12 protein-coding genes and 1 riboswitch are annotated in these 16,738 nt (G+C 70.2%); of the genes, 1 reads left to right on the forward strand and 11 read right to left on the reverse strand.

From position 1 onward, the window contains the following. Positions 1-71: 71 nt before the first annotated feature. Positions 72-440 carry a SpoIIAA family protein gene (locus JJB11_RS19665; protein WP_201175422.1) on the forward strand — a complete coding sequence of 123 codons (369 nt, stop codon included), beginning with the start codon at positions 72-74 and terminating at the stop codon, positions 438-440. 45 nt (positions 441-485) lie between these two features. Here the strand turns inward: JJB11_RS19665 and JJB11_RS19670 are convergent, their stop codons facing one another. The 11 genes from JJB11_RS19670 to JJB11_RS19720 all read right to left on the reverse strand — a co-directional run bounded on the left by JJB11_RS19670 (position 486) and on the right by JJB11_RS19720 (position 16,732). Then, on the reverse strand, positions 486-1,439 hold the full coding sequence (locus tag JJB11_RS19670; protein ID WP_201175424.1) for an alpha-E domain-containing protein: 954 nt from the start codon (positions 1,437-1,439) through the stop codon (positions 486-488). 123 nt (positions 1,440-1,562) lie between these two features. Then, positions 1,563-3,059, reverse strand: a complete 1,497-nt coding sequence (locus tag JJB11_RS19675) for a circularly permuted type 2 ATP-grasp protein (RefSeq protein ID WP_201175426.1) — start codon at positions 3,057-3,059, stop codon at positions 1,563-1,565. A 65-nt stretch (positions 3,060-3,124) separates the two neighbouring features. Beyond that, positions 3,125-5,578: a DNA internalization-related competence protein ComEC/Rec2 gene (locus JJB11_RS19680; protein WP_201175431.1), complete on the reverse strand. Its 2,454-nt coding sequence runs from the start codon at positions 5,576-5,578 to the stop codon at positions 3,125-3,127. Between the two features lie 158 nt (positions 5,579-5,736). Next, positions 5,737-7,593, reverse strand: coding sequence for a phosphomethylpyrimidine synthase ThiC (thiC, locus tag JJB11_RS19685; RefSeq protein ID WP_201175433.1), 1,857 nt, complete (start codon positions 7,591-7,593; stop codon positions 5,737-5,739). 62 nt (positions 7,594-7,655) lie between these two features. Beyond that, positions 7,656-7,765, reverse strand: a riboswitch (TPP riboswitch). 373 nt (positions 7,766-8,138) lie between these two features. Then, positions 8,139-9,413: a DUF445 family protein gene (locus JJB11_RS19690; protein WP_201964959.1), complete on the reverse strand. Its 1,275-nt coding sequence runs from the start codon at positions 9,411-9,413 to the stop codon at positions 8,139-8,141. Between the two features lie 166 nt (positions 9,414-9,579). After that, positions 9,580-10,635 carry a protein-glutamate methylesterase/protein-glutamine glutaminase gene (locus JJB11_RS19695; RefSeq protein ID WP_201175434.1) on the reverse strand — a complete coding sequence of 352 codons (1,056 nt, stop codon included), beginning with the start codon at positions 10,633-10,635 and terminating at the stop codon, positions 9,580-9,582. Further along, positions 10,632-11,234, reverse strand: a complete 603-nt coding sequence (gene cheD / locus JJB11_RS19700) for a chemoreceptor glutamine deamidase CheD (RefSeq protein ID WP_201175436.1) — start codon at positions 11,232-11,234, stop codon at positions 10,632-10,634. Before cheD ends, JJB11_RS19695 begins: the two co-directional genes overlap by 4 nt. A gap of 10 nt (positions 11,235-11,244) precedes the next feature. Next, entirely contained in the window at positions 11,245-12,072 is an 828-nt protein-coding gene (locus JJB11_RS19705; protein WP_242529048.1) for a CheR family methyltransferase, read from the reverse strand. A gap of 74 nt (positions 12,073-12,146) precedes the next feature. Then, entirely contained in the window at positions 12,147-13,862 is a 1,716-nt protein-coding gene (locus JJB11_RS26425; RefSeq protein WP_277988857.1) for a methyl-accepting chemotaxis protein, read from the reverse strand. Between the two features lie 273 nt (positions 13,863-14,135). Then, positions 14,136-14,648: a chemotaxis protein CheW gene (locus JJB11_RS19715; protein WP_201175438.1), complete on the reverse strand. Its 513-nt coding sequence runs from the start codon at positions 14,646-14,648 to the stop codon at positions 14,136-14,138. Positions 14,649-14,683: 35 nt separating this feature from the next. Beyond that, the gene (locus tag JJB11_RS19720; RefSeq protein ID WP_201175440.1) at positions 14,684-16,732 is read right to left on the reverse strand and encodes a chemotaxis protein CheW; all 2,049 of its coding nucleotides are present in this window, start codon (positions 16,730-16,732) and stop codon (positions 14,684-14,686) included. Positions 16,733-16,738 lie beyond the last annotated feature (6 nt).

A 16,738-nucleotide genomic window follows, 5' to 3' on the forward strand; every position in this document is an offset into this window, starting at 1 on the left:
GCCCGCCGGGCAGCCGCCTGGCCGATTGCAGCTCCCCGGCGCGCGCGCGCTCTGGCACATTCGGAAGCGCCATGGACTTCGATCTCGCGATCGACACTATGGCGCACTACATCCGCGTACGGATCACCGGCGGCCCGAGCTTCGGGCAGCTGCTCTCGCTGATCCACCTGCTGGGGGTGGAGAGCGAGACCTGGGACGAAGACAAGGTGCTGGTGGACCTGCGCGGCGTGGTGACGCCCTTTTCCCGCCCGGAGCAATTCCGCATCGGCGAGGAGGCGGCTGCGAGCCTGTCGCACATGCGCCGCATCGCCTCCGTCGTCCCGCCCGAACGGGTCACGCGCGTGAGCGAGAAGGCGGCGCGGCGCAACGGCGTGAACGTGCGGGTGTTCGACGACGAGACCCAGGCGATCGCCTGGCTGGCGGCCCCGGTCACCGATTAGCGTGGCGGTGCCCGGACCCCGCTGCGCAGCCGGCCGGCGCTGCGTTCACGTCGGGATCAGGAAGTCCCGGCTGATGCGCACGCCCAGGTCGTTCACGCGGTCGAGGAACTGCGTGAGGAAGGCGTGCAGGCCGTTCGAGAGGATTTCCTCGATGTCGCCGTACTGCAGTTCGGCGCGCAGCCGGCCCGCGCGCCGCAGCGTCTCGGAGGACTGGTCGTTGGCCACCATCGCGAGGTTGCTCACCACCTCGTTGAGGCTGGCGTGCAGCGAGCGCGGCATGTCGGGGCGCAGGATCAGCAGGTCGGCGACGCGCTCGGGCTTGATCACGTCGCGGTAGACCTTGCGATAGATCTCGAAGCCGGAGACGCTGCGCAGGATCGCGCTCCAGTGATAGAAGTCGTACTCCTGGTCCTTCTCGCTGGCCGCGCCGAAGAAGTCGCTCTGCAGCGCGTGGAACTTCACGTCCACCAGCCGCGCCGTGTTGTCCGAGCGCTCGAGGAAGGTGCCCAGGCGCATGAAGTGCAGGGCCTCGTCCATCAGCATGGTGCCCACGGTGACGCCGCGCGAGAGATGGGAGCGGAACTTCACCCACTCGAAGAACTGGCCCGGGTCGCGTTCGAACTCGCCGCCGCGCAGCATGCGGTTCAATTCCAGCCAGGTCTGGTTCTGCGTCTCCCACACCTCGGTGGTCAGCGTGCCGCGCACTGCGCGCGCGTTCTCGCGCGCGGCCCGCAGGCACGACAGGATGGACGAGCCGTTGGTCTCGTCCTTCACCATGAACTGCATGACCTGCTGCGGCTCGATGTCGCCGTGCTTGGCCTGGTAGGCGGGCATCAGCTCGCTGATCGACAGCATGCCCTGCCAGCCGACCTTGGACACAGCCGCGGACTGCGGCAGCAGCGACGTCTGGTAGTTGACGTCCAGCATGCGCGCAGTATTTTCCGCCCGCTCGGTATAGCGGGCCATCCAGAAGAGGTGATCGGCGGTACGACTCAACATGGGCCTGATTCCTGGCGATGCACGGATCCATTCAGTGCCACCGCGGAACCGGCTCTGCCGGGCCGCTGGTGGCGCCCCCTTGAGGGGGAGGCGCCGCAGGCGCTTCGGGGGTGGGCCTTCATGTCAGAGCTCGAGGATCCAGGTGTCCTTGGTGCCGCCGCCCTGCGAGGAGTTGACCACCAGGGAGCCTTCCTTGAGCGCCACGCGCGTGAGGCCGCCCGGCACCATCTGCACCTCGCGGCCCGAGAGCACGAAGGGGCGCAGGTCGATGTGGCGCGGCGCGATGCCCTTCTCCACGTAGGTGGGGCAGCTGGAAAGCGAGAGCGTCGGCTGCGCGATGTAGCCCTCCGGCTTGGCCTGCAGGACCCGGCGGAACTGCTCGATCTCGTCCTTCGTCGCGGCGGGGCCGACCAGCATGCCGTAGCCGCCCGCGCCGTGCACCTCCTTCACGACCAGGTCCTTCAGGTTGGCCAGCACGTAGCCCAGGTCGTCGGCATTGCGGCAGCTGTAGGTGGGCACGTTCGACAGGATCGGCTTCTCCCCGAGGTAGAACTCGATCATCTTCGGCACGTACGGATAGATCGACTTGTCGTCGGCCACGCCCGTTCCTATGGCATTGCACAGGGTCACGTTGCCGGCGCGATAGACGCCCAGCAGGCCCGCGCAGCCCAGCGTGGAATTCGGCCGGAAGGCGAGCGGGTCCAGGAAGTCGTCGTCCACGCGGCGGTAGATCACGTCCACGCGCCGCGGCCCGCGCGTGGTGCGCATGTAGACGAAGTTGTCCCGCACGAACAGGTCCTGGCCCTCGACCAGCTCCACTCCCATCTGCTGCGCGAGGAACGCGTGCTCGAAGTAGGCGCTGTTGTACATGCCTGGCGTGAGCACCACGACGGTCGGGTCGTCGGTGGTGGACGGCGCCGAGGCGCGCAGCGTCTCCAGCAGCAGGTCCGGGTAGTGCATCACCGGCGCCACCTTGTAGGCGCTGAACAGCTCCGGGAAGAGCCGCATCATCATCTTGCGGTCTTCCAGCATGTAGCTCACCCCGCTGGGCACGCGCAGGTTGTCCTCCAGCACGTAGTACTCGCCCTCGCCCTTCGCATTGGGCGCCCGCACGATGTCGATGCCCGCGATGTGCGAGTAGATGTTGTTCGGGACCTTCACGCCCACCATCTCCGGGCGGAACTGCGCATTGCCCGTGATCTGGGCGAGCGGGACGATGCCGGCCTTGACGATGTCCTGCTCGTGGTAGACGTCGTGGATGAAGCGGTTCAGCGCGTTGACCCGCTGCACCAGGCCACGTTCCATCAGCTGCCATTCGGCCGCCGGGATGATGCGCGGGATCAGGTCGAAGGGGATCAGGCGCTCGGTGCCCGAGCCGTCCTCGTCCTTCGCCCCGTAGACCGCGAAGGTGATGCCCACCTTGCGGAAGATCATCTCGGCCTCGTCGCGGCGCGAGCGCATGATCTCCTGCGGCTGCCGTCCCAGCCACTCGGCATAGGTGCGGTAGTGCTCGCGCACGCCCTGCACCTGGGCCTGCACCATGCCGCCCAACGACTGCCCCTGGAACTGCACCGGACCGTCGCCGGGCAGTTGGGAGAACATCTCGTCGAATTTCTGCATCGTCGTGGGCCTTCTCGACAAGGATAGCAAGTTCCCGGCCCGTGGAGGGGCCCGCGAAAGGGGCGCTATGCACCATCCGCGGCGGCTGGCGCCACCTCGTGGTGCCAATAACGCCGCTGCACGGCGCGTTCGCAGCGGACGGCGGCCGGGGCGCGCGAGTCCCAGGTGAGCGCGCCGCAGGCCGGCGACACCCACAGCGCGATGCCGTGGTCGGCATAACGCCGCGCGACGTCCGGCGCAGGATGGCCGAAGCGGTTGCGGTAGCCGGCCTGGGCCACGGCCAGCCTGGGGTGGACGGCGTCCAGGAAATCGTCGGACGATGAAGTGCGGCTGCCATGGTGCGGCACGAGCAGGAAGTCCGAAGCGAGCGGCGCCTCCTGCGCGACCAGCCTGGCTTCCTGCGGTTTCTCGATGTCGCCCACCAGCAGCGCGTGCACGCCTTGCGCGCTGGCGATGCGCAGCACGCAGCTCATGGCGTTGGGGCGGGCGGGCGCACCGTAGTCGGCGGCCATCGGCTGGAGCACCTCGAACTGCACGCCATCCCAGCTCCAGGACTGGCCGGCCATGCAGGCGCGCGAGGCGCGCAGCGCCTGCAGCGGATGCGAGGGCTCCAGCGAGCTCAGGAGCTGCGCCTGCGGCTGCATGCGCAGCACCGCCGCGGCGCCGCCCGTGTGGTCCGTGTCCCGATGGCTGAGGACGAGGAGGTCCACGCGTTCGTCCAGGGCCCGCAGCAAGGGGACCAGCACGCGCTGGCCGGCGTCGGTCTCGCGGCTGTACGCCGGCCCCGAGTCGTACACCAGGCCGTGGCCTGCCGTGCGGACCAGCACCGCGTTGCCCTGCCCGATGTCCGCGGCCAGCAGCTCGAACTCGCCGGGCGGCGGACGCGGCGCCTGCCACAGCAGCACCGGCAGCACCAGCGGCACACCCGCGAGGCGCGCGGACCAGGGCAGTCGCGCGGCGAGCAGCACGCCACCGACGATGCCTGCCGCGGCGGCCCACAGCGGTGGGGCCGGCGCCGACCAGGTGGCGAAGGGCAAGGCGGCCAGCCAGCGCAGCACGGTCGCCAGTGCGTCCACCGCCCACCCGGCCGCGGTCCAGGCCGAGGGCAGCAGCACGCCGGCCATGCCCAGCGGCGTGACGACCAGCGTGACCCAGGGGATCGCAATGAAGTTCGCGGCCAGGCCCACGATCGAGACCTGGTTGAAGAGGAGCAGCGACAAGGGCGTGAGCGCCACCGTCACGACGCCCTGCTCCCGCGCCATTGCCGCGAGCGCGTGCCAGGCGCGCCGTATCAGCGATGGCCGCGACGCCTCGGAGCCGGCGATCTCCGCCGGGCCGCTTGCGAACAGCACGCCCACCGCCACGAAGCTGAGCCAGAAGCCGGCCTGCGTGAGCGACCAGGGATCGGCCGCGACGACCACCGCGCACGCCAGCAGCCAGACCCAGGGCCAGGGCCACGAGCGCGCCCGCAGCCGCAGTGCGGCGACCGCGCACAGCATCAGCACCGTGCGCTGCGCGGGCACGCCCCAGCCGCTGAAGAGCGAATAGGCCGCCGCGAGAGCGACGCCGCCGACGAGCGCCGCGTGCTGCGCGGGCCACGCCAGGCACAGCCGCGCGCTGCGCCGCCACAGCGCGCCCAGCACGGCGGCGGTGGCCCACGCGAACATGGTGATGTGAAGGCCGGAGATGCTCATGAGGTGGGCCACGCCGGTCGCGCGGAACACGTCCCAGTCCGCACGTTCGATCGCGCCCTGGTCTCCCACCACCAGCGCCGCCACGACGCCCGCCACCCGCGGGTCCGGCACCTGCTGGTAGATGGCCTCGCGGACCGCCTGCCGCGCCTGTTCCACCGGGTGCAGCCAGGTCGAGCCCAGGCGCTGCGGCACGGGATCGCGCGGGCCCGCGCGCACGGAGCCCGTCGCCTGCACGTCCTGCTCCCACAACCACAGCTCGAAATCGAAACCGGAGGGATTGAGCTGCCCGTGCGGCGCCTTCAGCCGCAACGCGAGCCGCCAGCGCTCGCCTGCCTGCAGGTCCGCTGGTTGCCGCTGCGGATCGGGCAGCACGTCGGCAGCGCCGTCCACGCCACCGTACCACCCGAGCATCAGCTGCGGGGGCAGCTGCACGGGCACGTCGCCGAGCCGGGCCGACTCGACGTCGAAGCGGAAGCGCAGGCCCGCGTCCGTGCGGTGCGGCATCGCGCCGACCACGCCGGTCACCAGCAGGTCGCGCCCCTCGAGGCGGGGATCGAGGCCGTCCTGCAGGTAACTCGCCGCGCGCCAGCCGGCCGCTCCCGCCGACAGCGCAGCCGACGCCGCGAGCAAGGCGCACCAGCGCACCGCGGTTGCCCGGCGCCACGCGCTCGCCGCGACCAGCGCGGCGAGCGCGGCGAGACTCAGCGCAACGTAGCTGCCCAGGCTCCAGAGCCGCGGCTGCTGCAGCTGCAAGCTCGCGCCCAGCACCACGCCGAGCAGGAGCGGCGCGATGCGGCTGGGACGGTGGGCGGATGCAGGACTCATCCGCCTTCAACGCGCCCAGGCGCGCAGCGGCCTCCTGCGATCGGGGGAAGCCTACCTTCACGATGCCGCTGCGCAGGCACCACCCGGCGATTCCGTGTGGACGCGGGTCTGCGCGACGGCGTTGCGCGCTGCGATGGCGCGCAGCGCCCCGGTCGAGCTCAGCCCTTTTTCAGGGGGATGTAGATCTCGCTGCCACCCGCCCTGACTTCCGCGCTCTTGGCGGCCATTCCTTCTTGCGCGCTCGCGTAGTCGCGCACTTCCTGCGTGATCTTCATCGAGCAGAACTTCGGACCGCACATCGAGCAGAAGTGGGCCACCTTGGCGCCGTCGGCCGGGAGCGTCTCGTCGTGGAATTCCTTCGCCGTCTCGGGATCGAGCGACAGATTGAACTGGTCCTGCCAGCGGAACTCGAAGCGCGCCTTCGAGAGCGCTTCGTCCCGGGCCCGGGCGCCGGGGTGGCCCTTCGCCACGTCGGCGGCATGCGCGGCGATCTTGTAGGCGACGATCCCCTGCTTGACGTCCTCCCGATCGGGCAGGCCCAGGTGCTCCTTCGGCGTCACGTAGCAAAGCATCGCGGTGCCGAACCAGCCGATCATGGCTGCGCCTATGGCGCTGGAGATGTGGTCGTATCCCGGGGCAATGTCGATGGTCAGCGGGCCGAGCGTGTAGAAGGGCGCCTCGTGGCAGTGCTTCAGTTGCTCCTCCATGTTGGCCTGGATCATGTGCATCGGCACGTGTCCCGGACCTTCGATCATGGTCTGCACGTCGTGCTTCCAGGCGAGCTGCGTCAGCTCACCCAGCGTGCGCAGTTCGGCGAACTGGGCCTCGTCGTTGGCATCCGCACCGGAGCCGGGCCGCAGGCCGTCGCCCAGCGAGAAGCTCACGTCGTAGGCCTTCATGATTTCGCAGATCTCCTCGAAGCGCTCGTACAGGAAGTTCTCGCGATGGTGCGCGATGCACCACTTCGCCAGGATGGAGCCGCCTCGTGAGACGATGCCCGTGCGGCGCCTGGCCGTCATCGGGATGAAGGGCAGTCGCACGCCAGCGTGGATGGTGAAGTAGTCGACGCCCTGTTCGGCCTGCTCCACCAGGGTGTCGCGGAAGATGTCCCAGGTGAGGTCTTCGGCCACGCCGCCCACCTTCTCCAGCGCCTGATAGATCGGCACCGTGCCGATCGGGACCGGCGCATTGCGCAGGATCCAGTCGCGCGTGGTGTGGATGTTCCTGCCCGTGGACAGATCCATGACCGTGTCGGCGCCCCAGCGGATCGCCCACACGAGCTTCTCCACCTCCTCCTCGATGCTCGAGGTGACGGCGGAGTTGCCGATGTTGGCATTGATCTTCACCAGGAAGTTGCGGCCGATCGCCATCGGCTCCAGCTCCGGGTGGTTGATGTTGGCGGGGATGATCGCGCGCCCGCGGGCGACCTCGGCTCGCACGAACTCGGGCGTGATGCGCTCGGGGATGCTGGCACCCATGGGATTGCCGCGCAGGCGCTGCGCGCGCTCTTCGTCGGCGAGGTACTCGGCCATCCACTCGCGCCGACCGTTCTCGCGGATGGCGACGTACTCCATCTCCGGCGTGACGATGCCACGCCGCGCGTAGTGCATCTGCGTCACGTTGGCGCCGGCACGCGCGCGCCGCGGTGTGCGCTGCAAGCCGGCTGCGTGCGCGCGCAGATCGTCCAGGCGTGCCACCTCCCGCTCGCCGCCGCGTCCGCCGTCGTCAATGGACTGCGGCTGCCGGCCTGTGTAGCCCTCGGTGTCAGCCCGGGCAGCGATCCACTCGCTTCGCTCCGCGGCCAGGCCGCGCCGCACGTCGACATCGGCGGTGGGGTCGGTGTAGGGCCCGGAAGTGTCGTACAGCGTGACCGCCTCCCCATTCGAGAGGGCGACCTCGCGCATCGGCACGCGCAGCTGGGGATGCAGCTGGCCGCGCACGTGGAGTTTGCGAGAGGCGGGGAAGGGCTCGCGCGTCAGTGCGAGCAGCTGGGTGAATGTGTCGGGTGCGTTCAAGATCCGTCCTTTCGGTTGCAGGGGTGCTCCGAAAGTGACGGCAGGACGGGCGCGTGTGCGCCTGCCATCCTGTCAGCTCTTCTTACGCCGGTACGAACCGGTTCAAGTTCACGGGTTTGGTCTGCCATCTCAGCGATCGGCCTTGCGGCCGATCGCACCCCGGAGCGAGAGGCAGTATAGCGGCGCGAGAAGCGCCCGCCTCGATCAACCAGCAGCAATGGCCGCCTGCCAGGCGCGTGGATCCGGGCACAAGCTGCATTCAACTTGGTCTATGGATCCGGTGGCGATCCGTCGAACTTGGCGTGGGTCGTGCGACATCGTGCTCTTCCTTTGTTCCAGGTCTTGAAGCAGATGCAACGCTCCGCGCCGGAGCTGCGTTGCTTTCGACGCCTCGCAGGTCTTGCGCAACGCGGTCGAACCGGCAGAGTCCCGGGAAGCGGGGAGTCAGTTCCTGGCAGCGGAAATCGACAGGCGTTGTCGGCGCGGAAAAGCTCAGGCAGCACCGCGGCCGCGTTCCGGGGCAGGCTTGAGTCGCGCCCCCGATCTCACCCACGGCCGGCCACATGCGTGACCAGGTACAGCCCGAGCCCGATCAGGCCCCCGACGATCGTGCCGTTCACGCGGATGGCCTGGAGGTCCTTGCCGATGTTGAGTTCGATCTGCGCGGCCAGTTCTCGCGCGTCCCAGTTGCGCACGGTGTCGCGCACGTGTCGCGTCAGGAACTCCGCGAACTCCGGCGCGAGCCGGGTGGCGGCTTGCTCGAGATGCGAGCGCAGCGCCTGGCGCAGGTCGGGGTCCTCGGTGAGCTGCTTGCCGAGCCATGATCCACCGCGCGCGACGGCCTGGCTCAATGTCGAGTGCTCGCTCGCGAGGTCGTCGGACAGCCAGTTCCTGATGGAACGCCAGAGACCGTCGGCGTAACTGGCGAAGGTCTCGTCCTCCAGCAGGTATTGCTTGATGGCTTCGCCGCGCTCGCTGAGCGCCGGGTCCGACTGCAGCCGCAGCACGAACTGCTGCACCCACTCATCGAACAGCTGTCGGTACGCATGCGCCGGATTGGCCCGGATGCTCTCCAGGCGACCCACGATCGCCTCGGCGATCGCGGATGCGACGTTGGTCGCGATCCATTGCCGGGGCAGCAGCTTCTGCTTGCGCGGGTGCTCCTGCGTCAGCCAGTCGATCACCTGCGCCGCGAGCCACGCGCGCGTCTCGGGCCGGTCCACCAGTTGCACCGCGCGGTCCAGCGCCTCTTCCAGCAGCCGGTCGTGGCGCCCTTCCCGGGTCAGCGTCTCGAGCACGCCGCGCAGCGATGCGGTCAGGTCCAAGCCCCGGAACGCCTGGCGTGCGGCATCGCGGATCAACTGCTCGACCCGGGCGTCCTCCACCACCTGCAGGACACCTTGCAGGACGCGCGCCACATGCACGCCGAGGCGCTGCGCATGCGCAGGGTCCGTCAGCCATTCGGCCACGTAGCGCGACGGATCGTGCTGCCGGATCAGCCCGACCAGCGTGTCGGGTGCCAGGAACTTCTCGCGGACGAAAACGGACAGGTTGTCGGCGATGCGGTCCTTGCTGCGGGGGATGACGTCGGTGTGCGCCGTGATGAAGGGGATGCCGGTCGGAATGCGGCGGAACAGCGCGCTCACGGCGAACCAGTCGGCCAGTCCGCCCACCAGGGCGGCTTCCGCCACCGCGCGGATCGCGAGCACCCAAGCGTTGGGCGGCACCAGCATGGTCACGCCGAAGATGCACGCCGCCGCGCCGAGCAGCAAGCCGGCGTTGCGTTTGGCGTGTGCGAGTTCCTGCCGTTTCTGCTCCACGACACAGCTCCCAGGTGATCGGTGGAGTCTGCCAGAGGGCCAGGGCACGAAACGAAGCGCACGCGGAGCCCGGTGACGCGGCTGGCTCTCACACTGTCGGACATGCGCAGCCTGACACCCGGGAGACGCTGCGAGGCGAACCACCACCGTGAGTGGGGAGGGCGACTCAGGCGGCGGGCAGGGCCAGCGCTTCCAGCCGGCCGGCGATCGCGGACAGCGGCAGCACCTCGCGCACGCCGCCGGCGGCGATCGCCTGCCGCGGCATGCCGAAGACGACGCAACTGGCCTCGTCCTGCGCGATGGTGAAGGCGCCGCTCTGGCTCATCTCCAGCATCGCCTCGGCGCCGTCGCCGCCCATGCCGGTGAGCATCACGCCGATGGCCCGCTGGCCGGCGGCGCGCGCCACCGAGCGCAGCAGCGTGTCCACCGAAGGCCGATGGCGGTTCACCGGTGGATCTTCGGTCACGCGCAGCTGGTAGCCCGAGCCGCGGCGGGACAGCACGAGGTGGCGCCCGCCGGGAGCGATGTAGGCCACGCCGGTGCGCACGACCTCGCTGTCCTCGGCCTGCTTCACGTGCATGCGGCACAGCGTGTCCAGGCGGCGCGCGAAGGTCTCGGTGAAGCCGGGCGGCATGTGCTGCGCGATCAGGATCGGCGGCATGTGCGGCGGCAGCGCCGTGAGCAGGTCGCGCAGGGCCTCCACGCCGCCGGTGGACGCACCGATGCCGATGACGCGCTGGCCGCCGGCGGGAGCGGCGGGCTGGGCCGCCGGCGGCAGGCTCGCCTCCTTCGGCGCGGGCGCGGTGACCGCAATCGGCCGGCGGCGCACGATGCGCGCGCCGGCGGCGGCGCGGATCTTCTCAGCGATCTCCTGCGCCGTCGCCTCCAGGCCGTCGAAGTTCGCCGGCTTGGGGAAGAAGTCGACCGCTCCCAGCTCCAGTGCCCGCAGCGTGGTCTCCGCGCCCTCGCGCGTGAGCGAGGAGATCATCACCACCGGCAGCGGCCGCGCCGCCATGAGCTGGCGCAGGAAGTCGAGGCCGTTCATGCGCGGCATCTCGACGTCGAGCGTGATCACGTCGGGCGGGTTGCGGCGGATCCGCTCCATCGCCAGCAGCGGGTCGGGCGAGGCCGCGAGCAACTCCATGTCCCGCTGCGAGCTGACCACGCGCCCGAGGAAAGCGCGCATCACGGCGGAGTCGTCGATGACGAGGACGCGGATCATGGCCGCGGCATGAAGATCTCGACTTCGCCGGAGCGCTTGCCGTCCAGTCCCTGGAGGTACTGCCGCTCGCGGCGCACGACGGGTTCGTGCGGCACGAGCGCCAGCCGCTTCACCTGCACCTTGCCGGTGTCCACGCAGAAGTGGACCTTGCGCGGGCACACGTCCAGCAAGTCCTGCGCCAGCAGGTGGATGCCTTCCACGCGCAGGAACTCGAGGACGAAGCGGGCATTCCTCGGGCCGACGTCCAGGCGGTCGAAGCCGGCCAGCAGCCGTGCGCCCCCGAACACCTTGGCCACGAGCCGGCGCCGGTCCGCGCCGAGTCGCAGGGTCTCGTTGATCAGCACTTCCATCGCGTACACGCCGAAGCGTGCGGAGGCGGCCCACGGCGCGTCGGCGCGGGCGGCGTCGCCCGGCAGCATGAAGTGGTTCATGCCGCCGACGCGCGTGACAGGATCCCACAGGCAGGTGGAGACGCAGGAGCCAAGCACGGTGGTGATGGCACCCGAGCGGGCCGCGTGGTACTGGCCGGGCAGGATCTTCACCGCGGGCACCTGGAATTCCCGGTCGAAGTAAGCCAGCGGGACCGAGGGTGCGGGCACGGCGGAGTCCCTAGTCCTCGATGCGCTGGTACGCGGTGCGCCCGCAGGAACGGAAGCCGGGGTGGGCGGCCGGGAAGCTCTCGGCGTGGCCCACCACCAGCAGGCCGCCCGGCACCAGCAGCTGCGCGAAGCGGGCGAGCAGGCGCTGCTGCAGCTCGCGATCGAAATAGATCGCGACGTTGCGGCAGAAGATGGCGTCGAAGGGCTCCTGCACGGGCCACGCGGGCGCATGCAGGTTCAGCTGTTCGAATCGCACCAGGGTGCGCAGTTCGGGACGCACGCTCACCAGCCCCTCGTTGGCGCCGATCCCGCGCAGGAAATGCCGGCGCAGGCGCTCCGGCGACAACGTCGCCGTCCGCTCGATGCGGTAGACGCCGGCTTGCGCGGCGCGCAGCACCTCGGTGTCGATGTCGGTCGCCAGCACATTGCCGGGGCAGTTCGCCTCGCGCAGCACCATGGCGATGGACCACGCTTCCTCGCCGGTGGAGCAGGCGTTGGTCCAGCAGCGCACGGCGCGGCCGCGCCGCGCGCGCTGCTGCGCGTACCCGAGCAGCAGCTCGAAGTGCTGCGGCTCGCGGAAGAAGGCGGTGAGGTTGGTCGTGAGCGCGTTGACGAAGGCCTGGCGCTCGTCCGAGGCGTGGCGCTGCACCAGCTGCAGGTAGTCTCCGAAGCTGGCCATGCCGCGTGCGCGCAGGCGGCGCAGCAGCCGGTTGTAGACCATGCTGCGCTTGTTGGTGCCCAGCTTGATGCCGGCGTAGTCGGCGATCAGCTGGCGCACCGTCGCGAAGTCGCGGTCGTCCAGCAGCCAGGCAGCGTGTTCGAACACGAAGTCGGGCAGCGGGCTCCCGGCGGCAGCGCCGAGGGTCGCCGGGACAGTGGACCCGGGCCGATCGCTCACCGAATGCGGCGCGCTCAGAATTCCTTCCAGTCGCCGCCCACCGCCCTGGCCAGCGGCGCGGCGAGCGAGTCCCGGCCGACGGCAGCGAGCCGGGTCGAAGGCTTCACGGCGAAAGCCTGGGAGGGCCGCAGCTCGGTGACCGTGCTGGCCGCCTGCGCCGTGTGCAGCGGCGCCGGCGCATCGGCCGGCCGCACCTCGGCCAGGCGGAAGCGCGAGACCACCTGCAGCAGCGCGCCGGCCTGCGACTTCATGGACTCGGTCGCCGCGGCCGCCTCTTCCACCAGCGACGCGTTCTGCTGCACCACGCGGTCCATCTGTGCGACGGCGGTGTTGACCTGCTGGATGCCTGCGTCCTGTTCCTCGCTGGCCGCGGCGATCTCGGCGATCAGTTCGCTCACCTTCTTCACCGACGCGACGATCTGCTCCATCGTGTCGCCCGCCGCGTCGACCAGCTTGCCGCCGGCATCGACCTTCTCCACGGACGCGCCTATCAGGCCCTTGATCTCCTTGGCGGCCGCCGCGCTGCGCTGCGCCAGGCTGCGCACTTCGGCAGCCACGACGGCGAAGCCGCGGCCCTGCTCGCCCGCGCGCGCGGCCTCGACGGCCGCATTGAGCGCGAGGATGTTGGTCTGGAACGCGATGCCGTCGATGACGCCGATGATGTCGCCTATCCTGCGCGAGGACTCGGAGATCCCGGCCATCGTGCTGACCACCTGGGCCACGACCCGGCCACCCTGGCGGGCCAGTTCGGAGGCGCCCATCGCGACCTGGCTCGCCTGCCGCGCGTTCTGGGCGTTGAGCGAGACGGTGGAAGTCAGTTCCTGCATGGAGCTGGCCGTCTGCTCCAGCGTGCTCGCCTGCTCCTCGGTGCGTTGCGAGAGGTCCTGGTTGCCCTGCGCGATCTGCGCGCTCGTGTCGGCCACCATGTGCGCGCCGCCGGCCACTTCCCCCAGCAGCTCGCGCAGGCTGTGCGTCATTTCGGCGAGCGCGCGCAGCAGTTCGCCCGTCTCGTCCTTGCCGCGCACCTGCACGTCCTGCGCAAGGTTGCCGGCGGCGATGCGCTGTGCGGAGCCGATCGCCACCTGCAGCGGCCGCACGATGGCGCGGCTCATGAGCAACGCCGCGGCCAGTGCTGCGGCGGTTGCGAGCACCAGGATGCTTACGAGCAGGACGGGCGCGCTGGCCGCGGCGGCGGACGCCTTCTCGTATTCCTGCTGCGCGAGCTTCTTGTGCAGCGCGGCCACTTCGTCGAGGTTGCGCGCCACTTGTGCGTAGTGCCCGTCGGCGGCCTGCATCAGCGCCGCCCCGCCGGCCACGTCGGTGCCACTGAGGTCCAGGGCGGCCTGCGCCGCCTTGCCGTAGCTCGCGAGCAGGAGCGGCGCGGCGTCGAGCAGCCTGCGCTCGGCCGCGGTCAGGTGCGGCTGGCCGCCGAGTTTCGCGAGCACGGTGCCGACGCCCTCCAGTTTCACGCGCTGGTCCGCTCGGGCTTTCCGGATGCCGGTCTCGTCGGCCCGGCCGATCCAGGTGAAGGTGCGGTACACGTCGGAGTGGAGTTCCGCGAGCGCGGTCTTCGCGTCCATCACCATGGCCACGCCCTCGAGCCGCGTCTTCTCGAGGTCGTCGAGGGCCTGGGTCTGCTGGCGCACCACCCCGAAGGCGATCGCCCCGAAGCCGAGCAAAAACAGGATGGCGAGGATGGGAGCGATCAGGAGCTTGTGCCAGATTCTCATGGTGCTTGCCGCGGTAGGCGCAGCGCTTGGTCGCTGCGGCCGGTCAGATGAGGAAACGCAGGGGGCGGCTGCGCCGCCCGCCGGGTCACGCGCCCGGCTCGACGTCCTCCTGCAGGCAGGTGCTGGCCTGGACTCCCATCGACGTTCTCCGATGCCCAATTGTGTCAATAAGTATTCAAGGAGCGCAGCCCACCCACAAGGCCGTTGAGGACAGGGGAACGGCCGCTCGTCCAGCACCGCGGCCCGATGCGCAGGCGCGCGAAGGTGCAGCGCTCATTGCGCCGGGCCGTCCACCAGCGCCATGTCCGCGCTCGTCATCAGCCGTTCGATGTCGAGCAGGATGATCATCTGTTCGTCCACCGTGCCGAGCCCGGTGATGTACTTCGTGTCCACCGCCGCGGAGGCGAACTCCGGCGTCGGGCGGATCGCAGCGGCGGGCAGCGTCAGCACGTCGGAGACAGAGTCCACGACGACACCGACCACGCGGCCGGCCACGTTCAGGATGATCACGACCGTGAATTCGTCGTAGCGCGCCTCGCCCAGCCCGAAGCGGATGCGCAGGTCGAGGATGGGAACGATCACGCCGCGCAGGTTGATCACGCCCTTGATGAACGCAGGCGCGTTGGCGATGGCCGTCGGCGTTTCGTGGCTGCGGATTTCCTGCACCTTCAGGATGTCGATCCCGTAGCTCTCGGCGCCGAGCCGGAAGGTGAGGAACTCGCTTGCCGCCGCGTCGTCGGGCGCAGGCGCCTTGCTCGGGGCTATGGGCGTGGCGGATGGCGTCATGGTCTGCTCCTGGTCCCTGGCCGATGGTGTGGCAGTCACTGCGGCATCGCCCGTTCGCGGCCGGACCGCCGCACGAGGTGGCCGACATCCAGGATCAGCGCCACCGCGCCGTCTCCCATCACGGTGGCGCCGGACAGTCCCGGCACCTTGCGGAAATTGGCCTCGAGGCTCTTGACCACCACCTGCTGCTGGCCCACGAGTTCGTCGACCAGCAGGGCCGCCTTCGCACCCTCCGCCTCCACGATCACCGCGATGGCGGCCGCGTGCTCGCGCGGCTTGCGCGGGGGAAACAGCCTGGCCAGGTGCAGCACCGGCAGGTACTCGTCGCGCACGCGCAGGGTTTCGCCGTCTCCCGGCAGGGTGTGCAATTCGCCCGGCGCGACACTCAGCGACTCGACGACGCCCGCCAGCGGCAGCACGTAGGTCTCGCTGCCGATGGCGATCGTCATCGCCTCCATGATCGCGAGCGTGAGCGGCACGCTCACCGTCACCCGGGTGCCCTGCGCTGCGACCGAGACGAGGTCCACCTTGCCGCCGAGGGCCCGGATGTTGCGCTTCACGACATCCATGCCCACACCGCGGCCGGACAGCTCGGTCACCCGTTCCGCCGTGGAGAAGCCGGCCTCGAACACCAGCCGGAACACCTCGGCGTCCGGCGCGTCCGGCGCGATCGGCATGCCGCGTTCCGCTGCGCACTGCAGGATGCGTTCGCGGTCCAGGCCGCGTCCGTCGTCGGCCACCTCGATGACGATGTGGCCCCCGCGCTGGGCGGCACGCAGCGTCACCGTGCCCACGGGCGGCTTGCCGCAGGCGACGCGCACGTCCGGCGGCTCCAGCCCATGGTCGATCGCATTGCGAACGAGATGCGTGAGCGGGTCGGAGATCTGCTCGATGAGGCCCCGATCGAGTTCCGTGGCCTCGCCGGACAGCTTCAGCTCGGCGCGCTTGCCCAGCCGCGCCGACAACTCGTGCACCAGGCGCGGGAAGCGCTGGAACACGTTGGCGATCGGCAGCATGCGGATGGCGAGCACCGCCTCCTGCAGCTTGCGCGTGTGGCGCGAGAGATCGGCCAGCGCGCTGCTCCCTGCGTAGTGGCCGTCGCCGCCGGCCTGCGCCAGCGCGCCGGTGCGCGCCAGCATGGTCTCGGTGATCACCAGTTCGCCCACCAGGTTCACCAGCAGGTCGATCTTCGCCGTGGCCACGCGGATGAACGTGGTCTCGTGCGCCGGCTCGGGCGCGTGCTCCTGCGCGGCGAACTCCGCCGCTTGCGGATCCGCTGCACGCGCGCGGCTGCGGCGGAACTCCACCGGGTCCACGAAGAATTCGTCCAGGCCGCCGGAGGCGGTGAGCGCACGCGCGACCTGGCGCTGCGGCGCTGCCTGCGCGGCGCCAGCCTGCGGCTGCACCGCGTCCACCATCTCCATGGCGATCTGCTCCGGCGCGACGAGCAGCGACAGCACACCCCGCAGCTCCGCGGCTGCGCCCTGCAGCCGCACGTCGAAGCGCACGTCGCCGCCGGCGCGGTTGTCGATCTCCGTGTTGCTCACCGCGCCCATCCCGGCCAGGCCCGTGAGCATCATGTCGAGCTCCAGGGCATCGATCGCCTGCACCAGGGGCCCGAGCCGCACACGGAAGCTGCGCGTGACGGGCCCGTGCTGTCCGGGGCCCGCATCCGACGCCGGCTGCTCCACCCGCTCCCGCAACCAGGCCTCGACGGCGGACGCGTCCGGCGCCTGGGGCAGCAAGCCGCGTCGGTGCTGGACCTGCAGGCGCAGCACGTCGCCGGCCTGCAGCATCGCGTTCACGTCGTCCTGGGCGATGGGGCGCTCGTCCTTGCGCAGCAGGTCCAGCAGGTTCTCCTGCAGGTGCGTGAGCGCGGCGATCTCGCTGCATCCCAGCATGGCGGCGCTGCCCTTGATCGAGTGCACGGCGCGGAAGATCGCATGCACGTCGTCCCGCTGCGGCGCATCCAGGTCCATGCGCAGCAGGATGGCCTCGACGTTCGCCAGGTGCTCCTGCGCCTCCTCGAAGAAGATGGTGCGGAAGGCGACCGGGTCGCTGAAGCTGTTCGCGGGCTCGAACACGCGCTC

Source organism: Ramlibacter ginsenosidimutans (assembly GCF_016654015.1).
In the GTDB taxonomy this organism is placed as follows: Bacteria; Pseudomonadota; Gammaproteobacteria; order Burkholderiales; family Burkholderiaceae_C; genus Ramlibacter; species Ramlibacter ginsenosidimutans.